The sequence below is a fragment of the Ruegeria sp. HKCCD6647-2 genome (genome assembly GCF_057221075.1).
The window spans coordinates 422,220-442,149 of sequence record NZ_JBWVBD010000001.1; the positions used below are offsets into that span (position 1 = coordinate 422,220).

20 protein-coding genes are annotated in these 19,930 nt (G+C 58.1%); 15 read left to right on the forward strand and 5 right to left on the reverse strand.

Annotation, left to right across the window (positions count from 1 at the left end):
* Positions 1 to 101 precede the first annotated feature (101 nt).
* The 3 genes from AC2TDJ_RS02005 to mutT are packed head-to-tail and all read left to right on the forward strand — an operon-like array spanning position 102 to position 2,578.
* Positions 102 to 950 (forward strand): peptidylprolyl isomerase, encoded by an 849-nt coding sequence (locus tag AC2TDJ_RS02005; protein WP_480838725.1) that lies wholly within the window; start codon positions 102 to 104, stop codon positions 948 to 950.
* 6 nt (positions 951 to 956) lie between these two features.
* Positions 957 to 2,183: a bifunctional glutamate N-acetyltransferase/amino-acid acetyltransferase ArgJ gene (gene argJ, locus AC2TDJ_RS02010; RefSeq protein ID WP_480838727.1), complete on the forward strand. Its 1,227-nt coding sequence runs from the start codon at positions 957 to 959 to the stop codon at positions 2,181 to 2,183.
* Positions 2,180 to 2,578, forward strand: coding sequence for an 8-oxo-dGTP diphosphatase MutT (gene mutT / locus AC2TDJ_RS02015; protein WP_480838729.1), 399 nt, complete (start codon positions 2,180 to 2,182; stop codon positions 2,576 to 2,578). Before argJ ends, mutT begins: the two co-directional genes overlap by 4 nt.
* A gap of 208 nt (positions 2,579 to 2,786) precedes the next feature.
* Here the strand turns inward: mutT and AC2TDJ_RS02020 are convergent, their stop codons facing one another.
* Entirely contained in the window at positions 2,787 to 3,569 is a 783-nt protein-coding gene (locus AC2TDJ_RS02020) for an FkbM family methyltransferase (RefSeq protein ID WP_480838731.1), read from the reverse strand.
* A gap of 482 nt (positions 3,570 to 4,051) precedes the next feature.
* Here AC2TDJ_RS02020 and AC2TDJ_RS02025 point away from each other — a divergent pair, with 482 nt between their 5' ends.
* The 7 genes from AC2TDJ_RS02025 to AC2TDJ_RS02055 all read left to right on the forward strand — a co-directional run bounded on the left by AC2TDJ_RS02025 (position 4,052) and on the right by AC2TDJ_RS02055 (position 11,562).
* Entirely contained in the window at positions 4,052 to 6,043 is a 1,992-nt protein-coding gene (locus tag AC2TDJ_RS02025; protein WP_480838733.1) for an AMP-binding protein, read from the forward strand.
* 78 nt (positions 6,044 to 6,121) lie between these two features.
* Positions 6,122 to 6,940, forward strand: coding sequence for an ABC transporter ATP-binding protein (locus tag AC2TDJ_RS02030; RefSeq protein WP_480838735.1), 819 nt, complete (start codon positions 6,122 to 6,124; stop codon positions 6,938 to 6,940).
* Positions 6,941 to 6,969: 29 nt separating this feature from the next.
* The gene (locus AC2TDJ_RS02035) at positions 6,970 to 7,956 is read left to right on the forward strand and encodes a branched-chain amino acid ABC transporter permease (RefSeq protein WP_480838737.1); all 987 of its coding nucleotides are present in this window, start codon (positions 6,970 to 6,972) and stop codon (positions 7,954 to 7,956) included.
* Positions 7,957 to 7,960: 4 nt separating this feature from the next.
* Positions 7,961 to 8,218, forward strand: a complete 258-nt coding sequence (locus AC2TDJ_RS02040) for a hypothetical protein (protein WP_480838739.1) — start codon at positions 7,961 to 7,963, stop codon at positions 8,216 to 8,218.
* A 4-nt stretch (positions 8,219 to 8,222) separates the two neighbouring features.
* Entirely contained in the window at positions 8,223 to 9,299 is a 1,077-nt protein-coding gene (locus AC2TDJ_RS02045; protein ID WP_480838741.1) for a branched-chain amino acid ABC transporter permease, read from the forward strand.
* A 74-nt stretch (positions 9,300 to 9,373) separates the two neighbouring features.
* Positions 9,374 to 10,657, forward strand: a complete 1,284-nt coding sequence (locus AC2TDJ_RS02050) for an ABC transporter substrate-binding protein (protein WP_480838743.1) — start codon at positions 9,374 to 9,376, stop codon at positions 10,655 to 10,657.
* 71 nt (positions 10,658 to 10,728) lie between these two features.
* Entirely contained in the window at positions 10,729 to 11,562 is an 834-nt protein-coding gene (locus tag AC2TDJ_RS02055; protein ID WP_480838745.1) for an ABC transporter ATP-binding protein, read from the forward strand.
* A 4-nt stretch (positions 11,563 to 11,566) separates the two neighbouring features.
* On the opposite strand, the gene AC2TDJ_RS02060 is transcribed toward AC2TDJ_RS02055, so the two are convergent.
* Positions 11,567 to 12,415, reverse strand: coding sequence for a hypothetical protein (locus AC2TDJ_RS02060; protein ID WP_480838747.1), 849 nt, complete (start codon positions 12,413 to 12,415; stop codon positions 11,567 to 11,569).
* 110 nt (positions 12,416 to 12,525) lie between these two features.
* Here AC2TDJ_RS02060 and AC2TDJ_RS02065 point away from each other — a divergent pair, with 110 nt between their 5' ends.
* The 3 genes from AC2TDJ_RS02065 to AC2TDJ_RS02075 all read left to right on the forward strand — a co-directional run bounded on the left by AC2TDJ_RS02065 (position 12,526) and on the right by AC2TDJ_RS02075 (position 15,950).
* Positions 12,526 to 13,746, forward strand: coding sequence for a phenylacetate--CoA ligase family protein (locus AC2TDJ_RS02065; RefSeq protein WP_480838749.1), 1,221 nt, complete (start codon positions 12,526 to 12,528; stop codon positions 13,744 to 13,746).
* Positions 13,747 to 13,862: 116 nt separating this feature from the next.
* Entirely contained in the window at positions 13,863 to 15,527 is a 1,665-nt protein-coding gene (locus AC2TDJ_RS02070; RefSeq protein ID WP_480838750.1) for an ABC transporter permease, read from the forward strand.
* 72 nt (positions 15,528 to 15,599) lie between these two features.
* Entirely contained in the window at positions 15,600 to 15,950 is a 351-nt protein-coding gene (locus AC2TDJ_RS02075; protein WP_480838752.1) for a DUF2794 domain-containing protein, read from the forward strand.
* On the opposite strand, the gene AC2TDJ_RS02080 is transcribed toward AC2TDJ_RS02075, so the two are convergent.
* From AC2TDJ_RS02080 to AC2TDJ_RS02090, 3 genes are all read right to left on the reverse strand, one after another.
* On the reverse strand, positions 15,947 to 16,684 hold the full coding sequence (locus AC2TDJ_RS02080; RefSeq protein ID WP_480838754.1) for a C40 family peptidase: 738 nt from the start codon (positions 16,682 to 16,684) through the stop codon (positions 15,947 to 15,949). The two genes, AC2TDJ_RS02075 and AC2TDJ_RS02080, sit on opposite strands and share 4 nt — an antisense overlap.
* The gene (locus tag AC2TDJ_RS02085) at positions 16,681 to 18,063 is read right to left on the reverse strand and encodes a leucyl aminopeptidase family protein (RefSeq protein WP_480838756.1); all 1,383 of its coding nucleotides are present in this window, start codon (positions 18,061 to 18,063) and stop codon (positions 16,681 to 16,683) included. The genes AC2TDJ_RS02080 and AC2TDJ_RS02085 overlap by 4 nt, the downstream gene beginning before the upstream one ends.
* 62 nt (positions 18,064 to 18,125) lie before the next feature.
* A complete protein-coding gene (locus AC2TDJ_RS02090) occupies positions 18,126 to 18,515 on the reverse strand; it encodes a hypothetical protein (RefSeq protein ID WP_480838758.1) in 390 nt (129 codons plus the stop codon).
* 144 nt (positions 18,516 to 18,659) lie between these two features.
* On the opposite strand from AC2TDJ_RS02090, the gene AC2TDJ_RS02095 reads away from it, so the two are divergent.
* Complete coding sequence (locus AC2TDJ_RS02095) at positions 18,660 to 19,310, forward strand: carbonic anhydrase (protein WP_480838760.1); 651 nt, start codon at positions 18,660 to 18,662, stop codon at positions 19,308 to 19,310.
* Positions 19,311 to 19,391: 81 nt separating this feature from the next.
* On the forward strand, positions 19,392 to 19,928 hold the full coding sequence (locus AC2TDJ_RS02100) for an SRPBCC family protein (RefSeq protein WP_480838762.1): 537 nt from the start codon (positions 19,392 to 19,394) through the stop codon (positions 19,926 to 19,928).
* Positions 19,929 to 19,930: the final 2 nt, after the last annotated feature.

Sequence of the window (19,930 nt, forward strand, 5' to 3'; positions counted from 1 at the left end):
GGGTGAAAGGCGGCCCTGTCCAAGGCTTCAAAGCGATGTAAGCGGCAGGTTCTGAAGTGTCAACGCTGCGCCCTGTCGCGGCAAAGAAATAGGATGATTCCATGCCCAAAGGCCTCACTTTTCTGCCATCGCTGGCGCTTGCTGCCGTGATGGCGCTGCCACTGGCCGCCGAAACCGAACCGGATGCCGCTACGGTTGTCGCGCGCGTGAACGGGGATGAAATCACTTTGGGTCACGTTATCGCCACTGTTGCGACCCTGCCGGCGCAGTATCAGCAACTGGAAGATGAAGTGCTTTATGACTTCATCGTGGAACAGTTGGTGCAACAGCAGTTGCTGAGCCAGCAGCAAGATGGTCTGTCCGCGCAGAATGAACTGACGCTAGAAAATGAAACGCGGTCGCTGCTTGCGGTGCAGACGATCAATGCCGTTTCAGAGGCGCAGGTTACCGATGACGCGATCCAGGCGGCTTATGATGCGCAGTTCGCCGATTTCGAAGGTGAAGACGAGTACAACGCCAGCCACATTCTGGTCGAGACCGAAGATGAGGCCAAGGCCATAAAATCCCAGCTAGACGACGGAGCCGATTTTGCCGAGCTGGCAAAAGAGAAATCCACCGGCCCCTCGGGCCCAAATGGCGGTGCCCTGGGCTGGTTCGGCAAGGGCCGAATGGTGCCGGAATTCGAAGAGGCCGTTGTCGGGCTGGAAAAAGAGCAGGTTTCCGACCCGGTTCAGACTCAATTCGGCTGGCATGTCGTCATTCTGAACGACAAGCGCAAAACCGAAGCCCCTGAACTGGAGGCCGTGCGAGGCGAACTGGCCCAGACCCTTCAACAGGAGGCCGTTCAGGCGCGCATTGACGAACTGACTCAGCAGGCCCAGATTGATCGCCCGTCGCTGGACGGTGTCGGGCCTGAAGTCATGCGCCAGCTGGACCTGATTCAGGAGTAACCGCCCGTGGCGAAGATCACCAAGGTTTCCCCGTTGGCCCCGGCGGCCTTTCCCGAATTGCCTGCAATTGACGGGGTGCGATTTGCTACGGTCGAGGCGGGCGTGCGTTATCAGGGCCGGACCGACGTCATGCTGGCCGTGCTGGATCCGGGCACATCCGTGGCCGGAGTCTTTACCCGATCGGCCACACGCGCCGCACCGGTTCTGGACTGTCAGGACAAGATCGGCGGGCCCAGCGACGGGCCGGCGGCCATTCTGGTGAACTCGGGCAATGCCAATGCATTCACCGGCCATTACGGGCAAACCTCGGTCGCCGAGGTCACACGTGCCGTTTCTGCAGCGACCGGAGTGCCGGTCGAGCGGGTCTTTACCTCATCGACCGGAGTGATTGGCGAGCCGCTGCCTCATGAACGCATCGTCGCCCAGCTTGAGACTTTGAAGGCGGGTCTCAGCCGCCATGCCATCGAAGACGCTGCGTGTGCCATCATGACGACGGACACGTTCCCGAAAGGCGCTTCGGCGCAGGTCGAAATCTCAGGCAAAACAGTCTCTATTGCGGGTATCGCGAAGGGATCTGGCATGATCGCGCCGGATATGGCGACGATGCTGGTTTACATCTTCACTGACGCAAAGGTCGAGCAATCGGCGTTGCAGGCGATGCTGGGTGCGCAGACGGATCGGACGTTCAACTGCATCACGGTGGACAGCGATACCTCAACCTCGGACAGCCTGCTGTTATGCGCAACCGGTGCTTCGGGTGTCGATGCAACGGGCGACGCCACCTTTGCCGAAGCGTTGGAAGGTGTCATGCTGGACCTGGCGCAACAAGTGGTGCGCGATGGCGAGGGTGCGACGAAATTCGTGGAAATCCGAGTGACCGGGGCTGCCTCGGATACGGATGCCAAAGTGCACGGGCTGGCCATCGCCAACTCGCCGCTGGTGAAGACTGCCATTGCGGGTGAGGACCCGAACTGGGGCCGCGTGGTGATGGCCATTGGCAAATCTGGTGCAGCCGCAGATCGCGATCTGCTGAGCATTTCATTCGGAGATATTCTGGTTGCTGAAAAGGGCTGGGTCAGCCCCGCCTACAATGAAGATAGCGCCGCTGCTTACATGAAAGGGCAGGATTTGGTGATCTCGGTCGATCTGGGTCTGGGTGAGGGTAAATCCACCGTTTGGACCTGCGACCTGACCCATGGCTATATCGAGATCAACGCGGATTATCGCTCGTGAAGACCATATTAGTCTCTGCGGTAGCCCTGATCGACATCGAGGGCCGGGTGCTGCTGGCCCAACGCCCCGAGGGCAAATCCATGGCCGGGCTGTGGGAGTTTCCGGGCGGCAAAATCGAGCCCGGCGAGACCCCAGAGGCCGCCCTTATCCGCGAGTTGCACGAGGAACTGGGCATTGACACCTGGGCCTCGTGCCTCGCGCCGCTGACATTTGCCAGCCACAACTATGACGACTTTCACCTGCTGATGCCGCTGTTTGCCTGTCGCAAGTGGGAGGGCATTCCGCATTCGAAAGAAGGGCAGGCGCTGAAATGGGTGAGGGCGAACGATCTGCGGAATTATCCCATGCCCGCGGCGGATGTGCCCTTGATCCCGATTCTCAGGGATTGGCTTTAGGTCAAGAACACTACTGACATTTCAGCAATCCGTTTGGACGGCGGCTAGGCGGACGAAGCAGTCGTTTGTCAGGTGGCTGATGACCGGTGCAAAACGATCAAAGCCGCCACTGTTAGTCTCCCGTATCTCAAGTATGTCGTTGGGCCAACTCAGATTGGTTGCCTGATCGACATCAACGTACGGAACGATTTGGAGCCTGCATTACCTGCTAGTCTGACAAGCGAATTGGGGAAATCCCGAGAAATGAAAATACTTGTGAAAGTCCAATGTTACAGCGCTCCGGGTGTATTGCACATAGGTCGTCACGAAGGCGAAACGTGACCAATTCAGCTTCTCTCAATCGTGCGGCCAAAGCACCTTCCGCCTTTCTGTCGAGGCCGTTGCACTCGACCATCGCAGCGCGAAGGTTCAAGGCAGAAATGTCTACGGAATTCAGTACTTGCATCTCAAAACCCTCCACGTCGGCCACCAGAATGTCCAGTGAGCCAAAACCTTCTTCCTCGAGAATACCATCAAGGCGTCTCACTTCCACCGAGACCGAGGATATGTCTCGATGCGAGTCGAACGGTTTGTTATCGCGACGTCTTCCGGACAGGACATGTTCCAAACGTTCCTTCTTTAGGGATGCACACCCTCTGGCCCAAGGGGGGAAGTTTGTTCGTTCTTCTTCCGCAAGATGATGCAACAACATTGCCCCAGGACTTTCTGCCACAGCGCAATTGATTAGACGGATGTTGTTCCGGCTACCATGCAGCGCCTCCAGCTCCGCGAAGTATGACGGATGAGGCTCAACCATTATGCCCTGCCAATGCCCTAGTTCGATGAAGTGACGAATTGGATCAGCGAGTTTGCCATCATTCGCCCCGACTTGCGCGAAGCGCACTGTTTCGCCTGCTGATTGATCCACCGCTGACAAAAAAAACGAGCGTAGTGCAGGTTGGGCCTTCCAGGGTCTTGCAAGTTTCACCGTATCTACGATGTCGTCATTCATATTCCAGTTTCCTCGCAAAAAAGCGCATCAAAAACATGCACTCAATCGGCTGACATAGAAAAGAACGCAGTTTTGCAGCTAGCTTCGAACGAACCAATCACTGAACAAAGCCGTACTCCGAGTTGTGCTCGTTCTCAAGCCTGTACCAAGGCTACAGGAGGACATCCTAGCGTCAGTTCGGGGCTCAAATGCTGCCACCCTCAAGGCTTCGTATTATCGCCAGTCGTTACATTTCCATAACTCCGCGATGGATCAGTGAAGTCAAAGGCAGTGCGGTCTGATGCACAACTGAACCGTCCCAATTCGCGGCACAAACATATTTTGCAAGTCGCAAGACCACTCCTCCACCCCTGTTACAATTCGTAAGAATTTAGAAAACATCAGGAAAAAGTTGACGCTGATCGTTGTCCTGCCCCTAATCGGGGCATGGGCGTCCGGGTACCATCCCGGACCCGCCATTTCCGACCCGAAGGAGGGGTCGGATGGGGAGGAGAAAAAGATTGGCTCAGACGCAGTCGGGCGCCGAAGGGTTACATTCCCTTCCGGCGCTGCTACACCGCAATGTCGCACAGTTCGGGGATGCTCCGGCGTATCGGGAAAAGGAATTCGGCATCTGGCAATGCTGGACCTGGGCCGAGGCGGCCAGGGAAATCCGCGCCATCGCGCTGGGTTTTCTGGAGCTTGGTGTTGAGAAGGGCGATCACATCGCGGTGATCGGGCGTAACCGTCCGGCACATTACTGGTCGATGGTGGCGGCGCAGATGGTAGGCGCGGTTCCTGTCCCGCTCTATCAGGATTCGGTCGCCGAAGAGATGGCCTACGTTCTGGAGCACTGCGGCGCGAAATACGTGGTCTGCGGCGATCAGGAACAGGTCGACAAGGTCATCGAGATTCAGGAGAACCTGCATCAGGTCAAACACATCCTCTACACCGACAAGCGGGGGATGCGGAAATACGACCATTCACAGATGAACGCGTTGGCAGACCTGATGGCCGAGGGCAGCGCCGGCCACGCCCGCTTTGATGCCGAGCTGGATCGTCGTATCGCGGATATCACTTATGACGACACTTGCGTGATGCTCTACACATCGGGCACCACGGGAAAGCCCAAGGGCGTGGTGCTTTCGAACCGGAATGTCATCGAAAGCGCCAAGAACTCGGCAGAGTTCGACCATCTGACCCGGAATGAGGACATCCTGTCCTATCTGCCGATGGCCTGGGTGGGCGATTTCATATTTTCCATCGGTCAGGCCTATTGGTGCGGCTTCTGCGTGAACTGCCCCGAAAGCGCCGACACGATGATGACCGACCTGCGCGAGATCGGGCCGACCTATTTCTTTGCCCCCCCGCGCGTGTTCGAGACGCAGCTGACCAATGTGATGATCCGGATGGAGGATGCAGGCAAACTGAAGCAGCGCATGTTCCATCACTTCATGGCGCACGCCAAAAAAGTCGGCGGCCTGCTGCTGGATGGCAAGCCCGTTGGTTTGGGTGATCGGCTGAAATACGCGCTGGGTAATTTGCTGGTCTACGGGCCGCTAAAGGACACGCTGGGTTATGGCCGGTTCCGCGTTGGCTATACGGCAGGCGAGGCCATCGGACCGGAAATTTTCGATTTTTATCGCTCTTTGGGTATCAACCTGAAGCAACTCTATGGTCAGACCGAAGCAACCGTTTTCATCACCGTGCAGCCGGATGGCGAGGTGCGCGCCGATACCGTCGGCGTGCCTGCCCCGGATGTTGAGCTGAAAATTGACGACAAAGGCGAGATTCACTACCGCTCGCCTGGCGTGTTCGTCGAGTATTACAACAACCCTGACTCGACCGCCTCGACCAAGGACGCCGAGGGTTGGGTGGCCACGGGGGATGCCGGATTCATCGAGGAAAGCTCGGGCCATCTGCGGATCATCGACCGCGCCAAGGATGTGGGCAAGATGGCCGACGGGTCGATGTTTGCGCCGAAATATGTCGAGAACAAGCTGAAGTTCTATCCGGATATTCTTGAGGTCGTGCTGTTCGGCAACGGCAAGGACCGCTGCGTGGCCTTCATCAATATCGACCTGACCGCGGTGGGAAATTGGGCGGAACGCAACAATGTGGCCTATGCGTCTTATCAGGAACTGGCGGGTCATCCGCGTGTGTTAGAGACGATTCGTGGTCATGTGGAAGAGGTGAACAAGTCGGTGGCCGCAGATGAGATGCTGTCAGGTTGCCAGGTGCACCGTTTTATCGTTCTGCATAAGGAACTGGATGCCGATGACGGCGAAATGACCCGGACACGCAAGGTGCGACGCGGGTTTGTCGAGGAGAAGTTCCACGACATCATCGCAGCGCTTTATGACGGGTCCAAAACCGTTTCGACCACGACCGAAGTGACCTACGAGGATGGTCGCAAGGGTTCGATTTCGGCGACGCTTGAGATTGTGGATGCTCCGGTTGTGCCGGTCGCGCAGCACAAGGTGGCAGCGGAATGAGGGCCGGTCGTGCGCCGCTCGACCTGCGGTCATCGCCCCGCCCGCCGTCCCGTATTTGCGCAAGTCAGGGAGTGACTGATGCTGGATAGTTCCGAAGGATATGTCACCGAAGACGGTCGCAAGATCGGCGGCGTGGTGATGGAGATGAAGAACATCACCCTGCGCTTTGGCGGTGTGGTGGCTATCAAGGATATCTCGTTCGATATTCGCGAAGGTGAGATACGCGCGATCATTGGCCCGAACGGGGCAGGCAAATCCTCGATGCTGAACGTGATCTCGGGCTTCTATGTCCCGCAGGAGGGCGAGGTCTGGTTCCATGGCGCCAAGCGCCCGCCGATGCGTCCCTTTGAGGTGGCGCAGCAGGGAATAGCCCGGACGTTCCAGAATATCGCGCTGTTCGAGGGGATGAGTGTGCTCGACAACGTCATGACCGGGCGGTTGAGTTTCATGAAAACCAACATCCTGCAGCAGGCGATTTGGAAGGGCAAGGCCGAAGCTGAAGAGGTTGAAAACCGCGAGGCCGTGGAAAAGATCATCGATTTCCTTGAAATTCAGCACATCCGCAAGACACCTGTGTCTCGTCTGCCTTACGGGTTGAAGAAGCGGGTCGAATTGGCCCGCGCACTGGCGGCGGAACCCAAGCTGCTGCTGCTGGATGAACCAATGGCGGGCATGAATGTCGAAGAGAAAGAGGACATGAGCCGCTTTATCCTCGACGTGAATGACGAATTCGGAACCACCATCGCGCTGATCGAGCACGATATGGGCGTGGTGATGGATCTGAGCGACCGGGTGGTCGTGATGGATTACGGCAAGAAGATCGGTGACGGCACTCCGGACGAGGTGCGCAGCAATCAGGAGGTCATCGACGCCTATCTGGGGGTCAGCCATGACTGAGCCTTTGGTCGAACTGGGGAGGGGCTGACATGCCGGAACAACTCGTATTTGCGATGGAGGTCATCCTCAACGGTCTGATGGCCGGGGTGCTTTATGCACTTGTCGCGCTGGGCTTTGTGCTGATCTACAAGGCGTCTGGTATTTTCAACTACGCACAAGGGGTTATGGCGCTGTTCGCGGCGATGACGCTGGTCGGGATCATGAACGGGCAGGTGCCGTTTGCACATCTGATAAACGCGACTTTCGGAACTCATGTGCACTATTTCGGTTGGAATGTCCCCGCCCTGCTGGCGATCATTCTGACTATGGGTGTGATGGTCTTGCTGGCCTGGGCGGTGCAGCGCTTTGTTATGCGGCATCTGGTGGGGCAGGAGCCGATCATCCTGTTCATGGCCACCATCGGTCTGGCCTATTTCCTTGAAGGCGTGGCGGACCTGATGTGGGGGTCCGAGATCAAGACATTGGACGTGGGCCTGCCGCAGGGCATCAACCTGTGGATTGATGAGGCGACGTTCAAGATTTTCGACTACGGCTTCTTTATCGACAACCTTGACATCGTGGCGACAATTATCGCGGCGCTGTTGGTGGCGGCTCTGGTCGCGTTCAGCCAGTACACCAAGCAAGGTCGCGCCATGCGGGCCGTGGCGGATGACCATCAGGCCGCGCTGTCTGTTGGTATCTCGCTGAACTTCATCTGGATCATGGTCTGGTCGGTTGCAGGCTTCGTGGCGCTGGTCGCCGGCATCATGTGGGGCACCAAGTCGGGTGTGCAGTTCTCGCTGTCGCTGATCGCGCTCAAGGCTCTGCCGGTGCTGATGCTGGGAGGGTTCACCTCGATCCCGGGCGCCATCGTAGGCGGGTTGATCATCGGCGTCGGTGAGAAACTGTTCGAGTTTGCCATCGGTCCACTGGTCGGCGGCGCGACCGAAAACTGGTTCGCCTATGTGCTGGCGCTGATCTTCCTCGTGTTCCGGCCGCAGGGCCTGTTCGGTGAGAAGATCATCGAGAGGGTGTAGCCCGATGACCAAGCTGATCGCCATCATCAACGTGATCGCGTGGGCCGGGTTCTGGGCTTTTGGCTATCTCGCGCTGACGGCCGAAGGTTTGACCAAAGGCCAATTGACGATCGCTGCGATCCTGGCATTTGCCGGGCTGGTGACGGGGGTTGTGGCCTACATGAAACTGGTGCGCGTAACCGAGCAAAGCGGTTACGCCAAATCGTCGAAACAACTGGATGCGGCGACCCGCAACCGGGCACAGGAAGAATGGGGAAGGTAAGACGATGTTCTATCGTGAGGCCGGAGATTTCAAAGTCTCTTACGTGGATGACAGCCAGACTTTCCCGATCAAGTTCGACCGGTATCGATACTATGCCGTTCTGTTGGTGGCGTTCGGGATCATCCCGTTCATCATCAACGACTACTGGGCTAACGCACTGCTGTTGCCGTTCCTGATCTATGCAATTGCTGCAATCGGGCTGAACATTCTGGTCGGCTATTGCGGTCAGGTATCTTTGGGAACCGGCGGCTTCATGGCCGTAGGGGCCTACGCCTGCTACAAGCTGATGACCGCCTTTCCCGATGTCAGCATGTTCATCCATGTGATCCTGGCCGGTGGGATTACGGCTATTGTCGGCGTCCTGTTCGGCCTGCCGTCCCTTCGGATCAAAGGCTTTTATCTGGCGGTGGCGACACTGGCGGCGCAGTTCTTTCTGGTCTGGCTCTTCAACCGGGTGCCGTGGTTCTACAACTACTCGGCCTCGGGCCAGATCAACGCGCCCGAGCGGGATGTGTTCGGTATCATCATCACCGGACCGAACGCGCCGGCCTGGGCGACCTACCTGTTCTGCCTGATCTTCCTGACGGTTTGCGCGCTGATCGCGCGCAACCTGACGCGCGGCACTACCGGACGAACATGGATGGCGATCCGTGACATGGATATCGCAGCCGAGATCATAGGAGTTAACCCGCTCAAGGCGAAACTGACCGCGTTTGCCGTCAGCTCGTTCTTTGTCGGCATCGCCGGCGCGCTGTTCTTTGCCGTCTATCTGGGCGCGGTTGAAGTGGGCGAGGTGTTCGGTATCCAAAAATCGTTCCTGGTGCTGTTCATGGTCATTATCGGCGGATTAGGCTCGATTTTTGGCTCCTTTGCCGGTGCTGCTTTTCTTGTCCTACTGCCCGTTGTTCTGAAAGTCGTCGGCGTTGATGTGCTGGACTGGCCCACGGATATCGTGGCGCATCTGCAGTTGGTGATCGTGGGCGCGCTGATCATTATGTTCCTGATCCTCGAACCACATGGCCTTGCGCAGCTTTGGCGCGTGGCAAAGGAGAAACTCAGACTCTGGCCGTTCCCGCACTAAGGGGCAGGCCCAATCAAAAAGACGGGTGCAAAGCCCGAATTCACCATCGGATCAATCAAGGGAGGAGACACCCGATGAACAAGAAAATCGCAACCCTGGCGCTGGGAGCCCTGATGGCCGCAGGACCGGCACTGGCGGATCTGGTGATCCCCGATCTCAGCTATCGTACCGGGCCATATGCTGCTGGCGGAATCCCGTTCTCGGACGGCTATAACGACTATTTCACACTGCTGAACGAGCGCGACGGTGGTATCGGTGGCGTTCCTGTCCGGATGGTCGAATGCGAAACCGGCTATAACACCGAGAAAGGTGTTGAATGCTATGAATCGACCAAGGGCGAAGGCGCATTGGTCTATCAGCCACTGTCAACCGGCATCACGTATCAGCTGATTCCCAAAACCACCGCGGACGACATTCCCATGCACACGATGGGATATGGCCGGACCTCGGCCAAAAACGGCAACGTGTTCAGCCATACGTTCAACTACCCAGCCAACTACTGGGATGGTGCCTCGGGTGCGATCAACTATCTGCTTGAGGAAAACGGCGGCGATCTGAGCGGCAAGAAAATCGCGCTGGTCTATCACAACTCGGCCTATGGTAAGGAACCGATCCGCACGCTGGAGGAACTGTCCAAGAAACACGGCTTCGAACTGGTCGCCCTGCCGGTTGATCACCCGGGACAGGAGCAGAAGTCGCAGTGGCTGCAGATCCGTCGTGATCGCCCGGATTATGTCCTGATGTGGGGCTGGGGCGTGATGAACCAGGTCGCGGTGCAAGAGGCCGCCAACATCCGCTTCCCGATGGAGAACTTCATTGGGATCTGGTGGTCCGGCGCTGAGCATGACGTGATGCCCGCCGGCGAAGCTGCCAACGGTTACAAGGCGCTGACCTTCCACAATGTGGGCACGGATTTCCCGGTTTTCGACGACATTCAGAAGTATGTTGTTGATGCAGGTAAGGCCGCCGGTGCAGGCGATCAGGTTGGTACTGTTCTGTACAACCGTGGTCTCTATGCGGCGGTTCTGGCAGCCGAAGCCATCAAGACAGCACAGGAAATCCACGGCACAGCCGATATCACCCCCGCGATGATGCGCGACGGTATGGAAGCACTTGAAATGACAGAAGAAAAGATGGCCTCGCTGGGCCTTCCGAACTTTGGTCCGACCTTCTCGGTTTCCTGCGGTAACCATGGCGGTGACGCCCTGGTGGGTGTGACCCAGTGGGATGCGGCAAGCAAGACCTGGAGCCTGATTTCCGAATTCAAACCCACCGATGGCGATGTGATCGGACCGCTGATCGAAGCTGACTCGACCGCCTACGCGTCGGAAAACAATATCGATCCGCGCTGTAACTAAGGCGCTTTGACACACCGGGGCGGCGGTCCGACGCCGTCCCGAACCCCACACTCGCACGAGGACACGCGCAGATGCTGGATGCGGCTCAAACCACTGAAGTTCAGGCGGAAACCCTGCTTGAGGTCAATAATATCGAAGTGATTTACAATCACGTTATCCTCGTGCTGAAAGGCGTCAGCCTGACCGTGCCCAAAGGCGGGATCACTGCGTTGCTGGGCGGCAATGGCGCTGGCAAGACGACCACGCTCAAGGCGGTGTCGAACCTGCTTCATTCGGAACGCGGAGAGGTTACCAAGGGCTCGATAAAGTACCGGGGCGAAAGCGTGCATGAACGCGATCCGGCCGATCTGGTTGAAAAGGGCGTCATCCAGGTGATGGAAGGCCGCCATTGCTTCGAACATCTGACGGTCGAGGAAAACCTTCTGACCGGCGCTTATACCCGCAAGGACGGCAAAGGCGCGATCCAGCAGGATCTTGAACTGGTTTACAACTATTTCCCCCGCCTGAAAGAACGCCGCCGTTCTCAGGCCGGTTATACTTCGGGCGGTGAACAGCAGATGGTGGCAATGGGGCGCGCATTGATGTCGCGGCCCGAAACGATCTTGCTGGACGAACCTTCGATGGGTCTGGCACCGCAACTGGTGGAAGAGATATTCGGCATTGTGAAGGACCTGAACGAACAGGAAGGCGTGTCATTCCTGCTGGCCGAGCAAAACACAAATGTGGCTCTAAGGTTTGCACATTACGGCTATATCCTTGAATCGGGCCGGGTGGTGATGGACGGCCCCGCCGCCGACCTGCGCGAGAATCCGGACGTCAAGGAATTCTACCTTGGTATGTCGGAAGAAGGCCGCAAGAGTTTCCGCGACGTGCGCTCTTATCGCCGCCGCAAGAGGTGGCTGTGAGGTCTCAGACGTGCTCGGTTTTCGCTTTCATCTCGGCTATCCGCTCCAGCGCTTCTTCACGTGTGTTACGGATATTGGGGCGAAACCCCTGAGTTTCGGCCCGCATGCGGATGTCCGCTTCGGTTTCGGACCCGGCGGCGTAACGGACCGAGCCCAGCGAATGCGTCTTGTTCAGCCTTTTGCCGCGCGCGGCGTATTGCACCCACGCAGCTGGCAGAATCTGGCAACTGTTAAGGTTGACCAGAAAGTACCATTTGCGGCCGGTCGCCTCGATCCGTTCTTCGATATGGTCGTAAAACTCATTCACATCGCGCGAGTTATAAAACACGAAATGCGAAAAATCCGCCTCCATGACCTTGGATTCGTCGTCAAAGCGGATGCGGCGCACAAAGTCGGCCAGAACATAGTTCGGATCGTATTGCACACGCTTGCGGCGTTTGCTGGGCAACTGGGCGATTCGCTTCAGTGCTTCGTCGCGGGTGGCGAACAGATTCGGGTCGAACGATTCGGTGTTGGCCGCGCGTTTGATCTGGGCCTTGGTCTCGTCAGAGGCGTCAAAGCGAACCGATCCCATCGAATGGGACAGGTTCAGTGCCTTGCCCCGCCGGGAATAGGCCACCCACGCCTCGGGGTCGATGCGCGTACCGTTCAGGTTCACAAGGAAAAACCATTTTTCTTCACCGGTTTGCGCGATGCGTTCCTCAAGCCTGTCGTAGAACCGGTTGACCGTTTCGGTATCGTCGAAATGAAACCCGGAAAAATCGGCTTCCATCGTCTGGATTTCATCGTGAAACGTGATCCTGCGATCCAGTTCAGCGGTTTCGAATTCGGCCACGGTTGCATCCTTTCTCATGACAGCAGCATCGTTCGGTATGCAATTGCATGCAGACTTGTGCCCGTTTGTGAGTCCAATCTCAATCAGTCAAGCTGTCGCGCCTTGCGCGGCGCATGGAGGACCGTTCCATGACACAGCATTTTGATGCGCTTGAAACGCGCTCGGCCGACCAGCGTGCTGCCGACCAGGCCAAGGCGCTGCGTATCCAGATCGAGCGGGCAAAATCCGCCCCCGGGTTTGTCGCACATCTGACTGGCGTCGATACGGATACGGTCACCTCGATTGCCGACCTGCCAATGCTGCCCGTGCTGCGCAAATCCGACCTGACCCGGGCTCAGGCATCACGACCACCTTTCGGCGGTTTTACGGTAAAACCAGCACGACATTTCCATCATGTGTTCCAATCGCCAGGACCGATATACGAACCCGGCGGCACCGATCACGACTGGTGGCGCATGGGTCGGTTCATTCATGCAGCAGGGGTCGGACCCGGTGACATTGTCCATAACTGCTTTGGCTACCATCTGACACCGGCTGGAATGATCTTTGAGAATGGCGCGCGTGCTGTCGGCGCTGCCGTTTTGCCAGCCGGAACGGGCCAGACGGAATTGCAGGTTACCGCCGCACGCGACGTCGGGTGCACGGCCTATGCCGGAACACCCGATTATCTGAAGGTCATTCTGGACAAGGCCGAGGAGATGGGCGTCGCGCTGAACTTCTCGAAGGCGGTTGTCGGCGGCGGGGCGTTGTTCCCCAGCCTGCGTCAGGACTATGCCGATCGTGGAATCGCATGTCTGCAATGTTACGCCACCGCGGATCTGGGCAATATCGCCTACGAAAGCCCGGCGATGGAGGGGATGATCATCGACGAGCATGTAATCGTCGAAATTGTCACACCCGGTACTGGCACCCCGGTGGCGCCGGGCGAGGTGGGCGAGGTCGTGGTAACCACCCTCAATCCCGATTATCCGCTGATCCGGTTTGCCACCGGCGACCTGTCTGCGATCATGCCCGGCGTATCACCCTGTGGCCGTACCAATATGCGAATCAAGGGCTGGATGGGGCGCGCAGACCAAACCACCAAGATCAAGGGCATGTTCGTCCGCCCCGAACAGGTGGCCGCGCTGGTCGAAAGACATGACGAGATCGTCAAGGCCCGGGTCATCGCCGCACGACAGGGTGAGATGGATACAATGACCGTTCAGATCGAAAGCCCCTGCAGCAACGGCGATGCATATGCTAAATCAGTGGTCGAAGTTCTGAAGCTGAAGGGCGCTATTGAGGTGGTAGCCCCGGGATCCCTGCCCAAAGACGGGTTGGTGATCGAGGACCAGCGCGTCTACGAATAACGTGCCGATTGGCGTCTGCGGCAGTTTGTGCCGCAGATTTGTAAGCCTCCGCACTGGTGTTTCCGAGCAATTTGGTCGATTAAAGGCAGAACCTTAGGGATTGTCAGTCACAAGCCATGGCCGAAATCGAATACTCAGAACACGGAACGCGCAATCGTGGCGTGCTGGGCACCCGGCTGGTCGGCGGGATCGCCTATGCCGTCGCGGCGGCTTGTCTGTTGCCGATGGTGGCCGTGATCTTGGCGGCGGTAACCGGTGGGACGGATACAATATCCCACTTGTTAGAGACTGTTCTACCCGGATACATGGTGACAACAGCCATCCTTGTCATCCTGGTGTCGATCGGCACATTCTCAATCGGTGTAGGGGCCGCCTGGCTGGTCACGATGACCCGTTTTCCCGGTGTTCGGGTGCTGGAAATCGCTCTTGTGCTGCCTCTGGCCTTTCCGGCCTACGTTCTGGCCTATGCCTATACGTTCATTCTGGATCATCCCGGTATCGTGCAATCAACGCTGCGGGATGTGACCGGATGGGGTCCGCGCGATTACTGGTTCCCCGAGATCCGCTCGACCGAGGGCGCTGCATTGATGCTTGTCCTTGTTCTGTATCCTTACGTCTTTCTTCTGGCCCGCGCCGCGTTCCTGCAACAAAGCGCTACGGCCTTTTTGGCCGCGCGCGCGCTGGGTAACGGCCCTTGGTCGGCCTTTTGGCGCGTCTCGCTGCCAATGGCGCGGCCTGCAATTGCGGGCGGTGTACTGTTGGCGGTGATGGAGACGATCGCCGATTTTGGCACCGTCGCCTATTTTGGCGTGCAGACGTTTGCCACCGGGATCTACACTAGCTGGTTTTCCATGGCCGACAGGGCAGCCGCCGCACAGCTTGCGCTGTGCCTGCTGGCATTTGCCCTTGTCATGGCCGTGAGTGAGCGTACGCAGCGCGGTAAGGCAAAATACTATCAGGCCGGGAAACGGCATACCGTTATGCCCGCTGCCAAGCTGAAGGGCTGGCAATCCCTTGCCGCGTTCCTGCTATGCGCAATTCCGGTTCTGTTCGGATTTCTGCTGCCAGTGGTGATCCTTGTTCAGATGGGGCTGGAATCAGAGCAAAACCTGCTGTCGCGCCGCTATGTCGGTTTTATCCAAAACTCGCTGACTTTGGCCGGAACAGCGGCCGTGTTGACGGTCTGCGCCGCCATTTCCGTTGGTTTCTATCAGCGCCTCAGACCCGGGCGCGTCTCTGCCACTGCCGCTTATCTGGCCAGGTTGGGATATGCCGTACCGGGCGGCGTGATAGCAGTGGGGTTGATCGTGCCGTTTGCCGGCTTCGACAATGCTCTGGACGCCTGGATGCGGGATAATTTCGACATCTCGACCGGCCTGCTGGTCACCGGTTCGATCTGGCTGCTGGTTGCAGCCTATATGGTCCGGTTTCTGGCCGCCGCACTGAGCGCATATGAAGGCGGGCAAAGCACAGTGCATGCCAATATGGATGCCGCAGCCCGGTCCCTGGGTCAGACGCCGTTGGGAACTTTGCGCCGGGTGCATTTGCCGATTTTGACGCCATCCCTGCTGACCGCACTGCTGATCGTTTTTGTCGATGTCATGAAGGAATTGCCCGCGACCCTGATCATGCGGCCCTTCAATTTCGACACGCTGGCTGTGCAGGCGTTCCGGTTGGCCTCGGACGAACGGCTTGAGGGCGCGGCAGTCCCCTCGCTGGTCATTCTGGCCGTGGGTTTGCTGCCGGTTATTCTGATCTGCCGGCAGGTTGGGCGCCGATAAAGGTGCTTCAAAAGTGCCACACCGGTTTGCATCGGGCTTGATTCACATGCGATTTCCGGCAAGGCTGGTCTTATGAACATGCAGCCTCCCAGCCGGTTTCCCTCACAATCGGCGCAGATGCCGGTGGCCTTTGACCGGCGAGAGATGTCTCAGATCCTGTCCGTCTATGGCCGGATGGTCGCCGCCGGAGAATGGCGAGACTACGGTATTTCCAACCTGCGAGAGACAGCCGTGTTTTCAATTTTCCGAAGGTCTGCGGAACACCCGATCTATCGTGTGGAAAAGCATCCGCGCCTGCGTGTGAGGCAGGGCATGTATTCGGTGGTTGGCATGGATGGGCGCATCCTGAAACGCGGGCACGATCTGCGTGCGGTTCTTCGCGTGCTGGAACGCAAGCTTATTCGATCGGTTGACCCGGATTAGAGCCTTTTTCGGGCGGTAACCGGTCCACCGCCCTGATCGGCGATTCGGGTGATGGCCTGATCCATTGGCTCCAGCGCCACGGCCATATGGTAGGCATTGGCGTGCAACAGCAGATTATCCGCCGCAACCCAGGCGACGTGCCCTTTCCAGAATATCAGGTCACCACGTTTTACTTGGGCCCCTTCTGGAACCGGCTTGCCTAACATTCGCTCCTGATCTCCGCTGTCGCCCGGGCAGGGAATGCCGCAAGCCAGCAAGCAGGTTTGCACCAACCCGGAACAGTCCAGCCCGAACCGGCTGTTGCCACCCCATAGGTAAGGCGTGCCCAAAAACAGCTCGGCGGCTGCGACCGGATCGGTCAGGCGGGAATAGGCAGGCACCGCATGAACGGCAGGTATGAACCCAAGGGAAGTTTCCAGAAATCCGTCCTTCTCCGACAATGCGCGTATTTTGCTGCCAAAACTCAGCGAGGTTTGATCCGCACTTTTCATATCGGCCTGCGCGTAGGCATGTGTTGCGGCGGCCACGATCCAATGAGTCTGCGGCTCAATCTGTCCCAGCTGGTCCGAGGCCACCCATCCGGTATATCCATCCTTGTCTGCCGTGACCCTGCTGTATCCTTCGAATGTGTCGGCAATGGCCACCGTATCTCCGTAGAGCAATTGCCGATCCCGCGCGCCGTCGGGGTGGCGTAACAGGTCGACGACAGGCTGGATCACGCGCATCTGGGTCACAGGTCCAAAATCTCCGGCAGGGCGGTCAGCAGGGCGCGTGGGCCTTGTCCCAGTCCGCCTTTGCTGCGCCCTGGCTCCTTGCTGCGTTGCCAGGAATAGATATCGAAATGCACATAGCGACTGTCGCCAACAAAGCGACGCAGGAACAGCGCGGCGGTGATCGATCCGGCAAAACCGCCCGAAGGCGCATTGTCCAGATCAGCGATCCCGGGTTCGATCAGTGCCTCGTAAGGGTCGTGGAACGGCATCCGCCACACGGGATCGGCAGCCTGTCGTGCCGCGCTTGCCAGAGCTGCCGCCGCCTGATCGTCATCAGTAAAGTAAGGTGCCAGATCGGCCCCCACTGCAACGCGCGCCGCACCCGTCAGCGTCGCCATCGAGACCACCAGATCCGGATCGCCCTCATGCGCCAAGGCCAACGCATCTGCCAGAACCAGGCGTCCTTCGGCATCGGTGTTGTTGATCTCAACCGTCAGACCGTTGCGCGCGGTCAGGATATCACCCGGGCGGAATGCGTTGCCCCCGACCGAATTCTCGACTGCCGGGATCAGCACCCGCAGTTGCAGCGGCAAGCGCAAAGCCATGATCATTCGGGCCAGACCCAGAACATTGGCAGCCCCGCCCATATCCTTTTTCATCAGCCCCATGGCCGAAGCCGGTTTCAGATCCAATCCGCCTGTGTCGAAGCAAACTCCTTTCCCGACAAGAGTCAGCTTTGGCCCGGCGCTGCCCCAGTTCATTTCGATCAGGCGTGGCGTTTGTTCCGCCGCCCGGCCAACGGCGTGAATCATGGGGAAATTCTTCTGCAAAAGTGCCTCGCCGCTGATAACATCGCAGGAGGCGTCAAATGCGCGCGCCAGCGCCTCAGACGCTGCCTGTAGCTGAGCGGGCCCCATATCTGACGCAGGTGTATTTACCAGATCGCGGGTCAGAGTTTCGGCGTTGGCCATGACCTCGATGCGTGCCGCATCGACCCCATCCGGCGCGATCAGCCTCGCTTTGGCAGCGCTTTGCGTGGCATAGCGGTCAAACGCATAGCCTGTCAGAAGCCAGCCCAGGCATTCCATTTGTGCGACTGCGGCGGGTAGTCCTGAAGCAATGCGAAAGGTGCCCTTTGGCAACGCCTCGGCTGCCGCGGCCAGCGGAAACCGCTTTCGCGCACGTTTCGCTTCGGTGCCATATCCTGCCAGCGCGAAGTCCGGCGAACCGTCCGCTCCGGGGACCAGCAAAACCTGTCCCAGAGCACCGGAAAACCCGTTGGACACGACCCAGGATTGTACCTGCCCGGGTTGATCTTGCAGCCAGCCCTCCAAATCCGGTTGGGCAACAACGTGAAGGGCAAGGGCCGGATCGGCGGGGGAAGCAAAGGACAGGGTCATGGACGTCTCGGCTGGTTCTGTTGCGCCCAGACTATCCGCCCACACCCGGCCCGCAACCCCCGTCAAACCGAAAGATCCTGCTGATCCCAGACAGCGGTCAAAGACCGTTCTCCGACGCGGATCAGTCGACTGAGCGTGGCACTGGTGGCCACGGCATCTCCCGCATCGACCGTTTGCGCAACATCATCGGCCACGCGGGCCAATCCCGTCATTCCGACCTGATCCGAGATTGCCACCAGGGATTTGGCACATTTGCGAAGGCCCGCCCAGTCGCGCTGCCGCCAGAAGCGTTCGCAGTTTGACAGTCGCAATGCCAGTTCCTCGACAGTTCGGCACAACACGTCAATCGCATTGGTATCGCCCAACTGGCCGCACAGACCGCTCAGACGGTCCGGATCCAGGCGCACGGATTCCTTTTGTTCCAGTGTGATTATTTTATCCACCACATTCACCCCATTCAGTACGCCCCCACGGCGTGGGCCAATACTGAGGCGAATTCTCTTTGCAAATCCTTGCCCGCAAACAGGATAATGTCTCGAATTTTGTGCGAATTCGGGTTACAGCATCCATCAAACGACAAGACAGGGACTTGAAGAATGGACTTTGCCAAACCTCTGCCGACCTATCTGGTCAAACGGTATCACGGGTGGAAAGCGACAACCTATGCCGAAAATCAGGTTTGGTACAAGCGGCTGGCGACAGAAGGTCAGAGACCGCGGGCAATGGTCATTTCGTGCTGCGACAGCAGGGTGCACGTGACTTCGATGTTTGGCGCGGATCAGGGCGATTTTTTTATTCATCGCAATATCGCCAACCTCGTGCCGCCGTATCAGCCGGATGGTGATCTTCACGGTACCAGCGCAGCCATCGAATATGCCGTCACCGCATTGAAAGTGGCGCATCTGATCGTGCTGGGCCATTCCCAATGCGGCGGCGTTCAGGGATGCATAGACATGTGCAAGGGCAACGCGCCGCAGCTTGAAGCCAAGGACAGCTTTGTCGGTCGATGGATGGGTATCCTCAAGCCGAAATTCGAACTGGTCGCCGATGTGGACGACAGCGCGGAACAGGCAAGGCAGTTTGAACGGCAGGCTGTTGTGGCTTCGTTGGAAAACCTGATGACTTTCCCTTTCATCGAGACGGCGGTCAAAGACGGTACGCTAAGCCTGCACGGCCTGTGGACCGATATCGGCGAAGGCGGTCTGGAATGCTATGACCCCAAGGATAAGGTGTTCACCGCGATCTGATGATGTGGTGCGGAACAGTGCTCTGATTTCGCGCCATTTTTTGATAAGCTGACGACATCCAATCGGGAGTCGGAGCGTATCATGAGATTGATTAAACGAATATTCGTAGCGTTACTGATTGTCATCGTGGCGCTGGTCGGCATTTCCTACCTGCTGCCGGGCAAGGCAGAAGTATCCCGCAGCATCACGATCAATGCACCGGCTGAGGCGGTTTTCCCATACGTGAACTCGATGCAGGAAACCGAGAAGTGGTCGCCCTGGCTGTCACGCGATCCGGAAACCAAACTGGCCTATAGCGGCCCGGAGGCCGGGGTCGGGAACACGCTGAACTGGAGTTCGGAGCATCCGCAAGTTGGTTCGGGGTCGCAGGAAATCGTCGAAAGCGTCGAAAACCAGATCGTGAAAACAGCGCTTGATTTCGGCCCCATGGGTACGGCGACGGCGTCATTTGTTCTGCAACCAGAGGGTTCGGAAACGAAGGTCACCTGGGGGTTCGAATCCGATCTGGGCCTGAACCCCATGTCGCGCTGGATGGGGTTGATGATGGATGATTGGGTCGGCGGAGACTATGAGCGGGGATTGGACAACCTGAAGTCTCTGGTCGAGAACGCAAGTTAGTC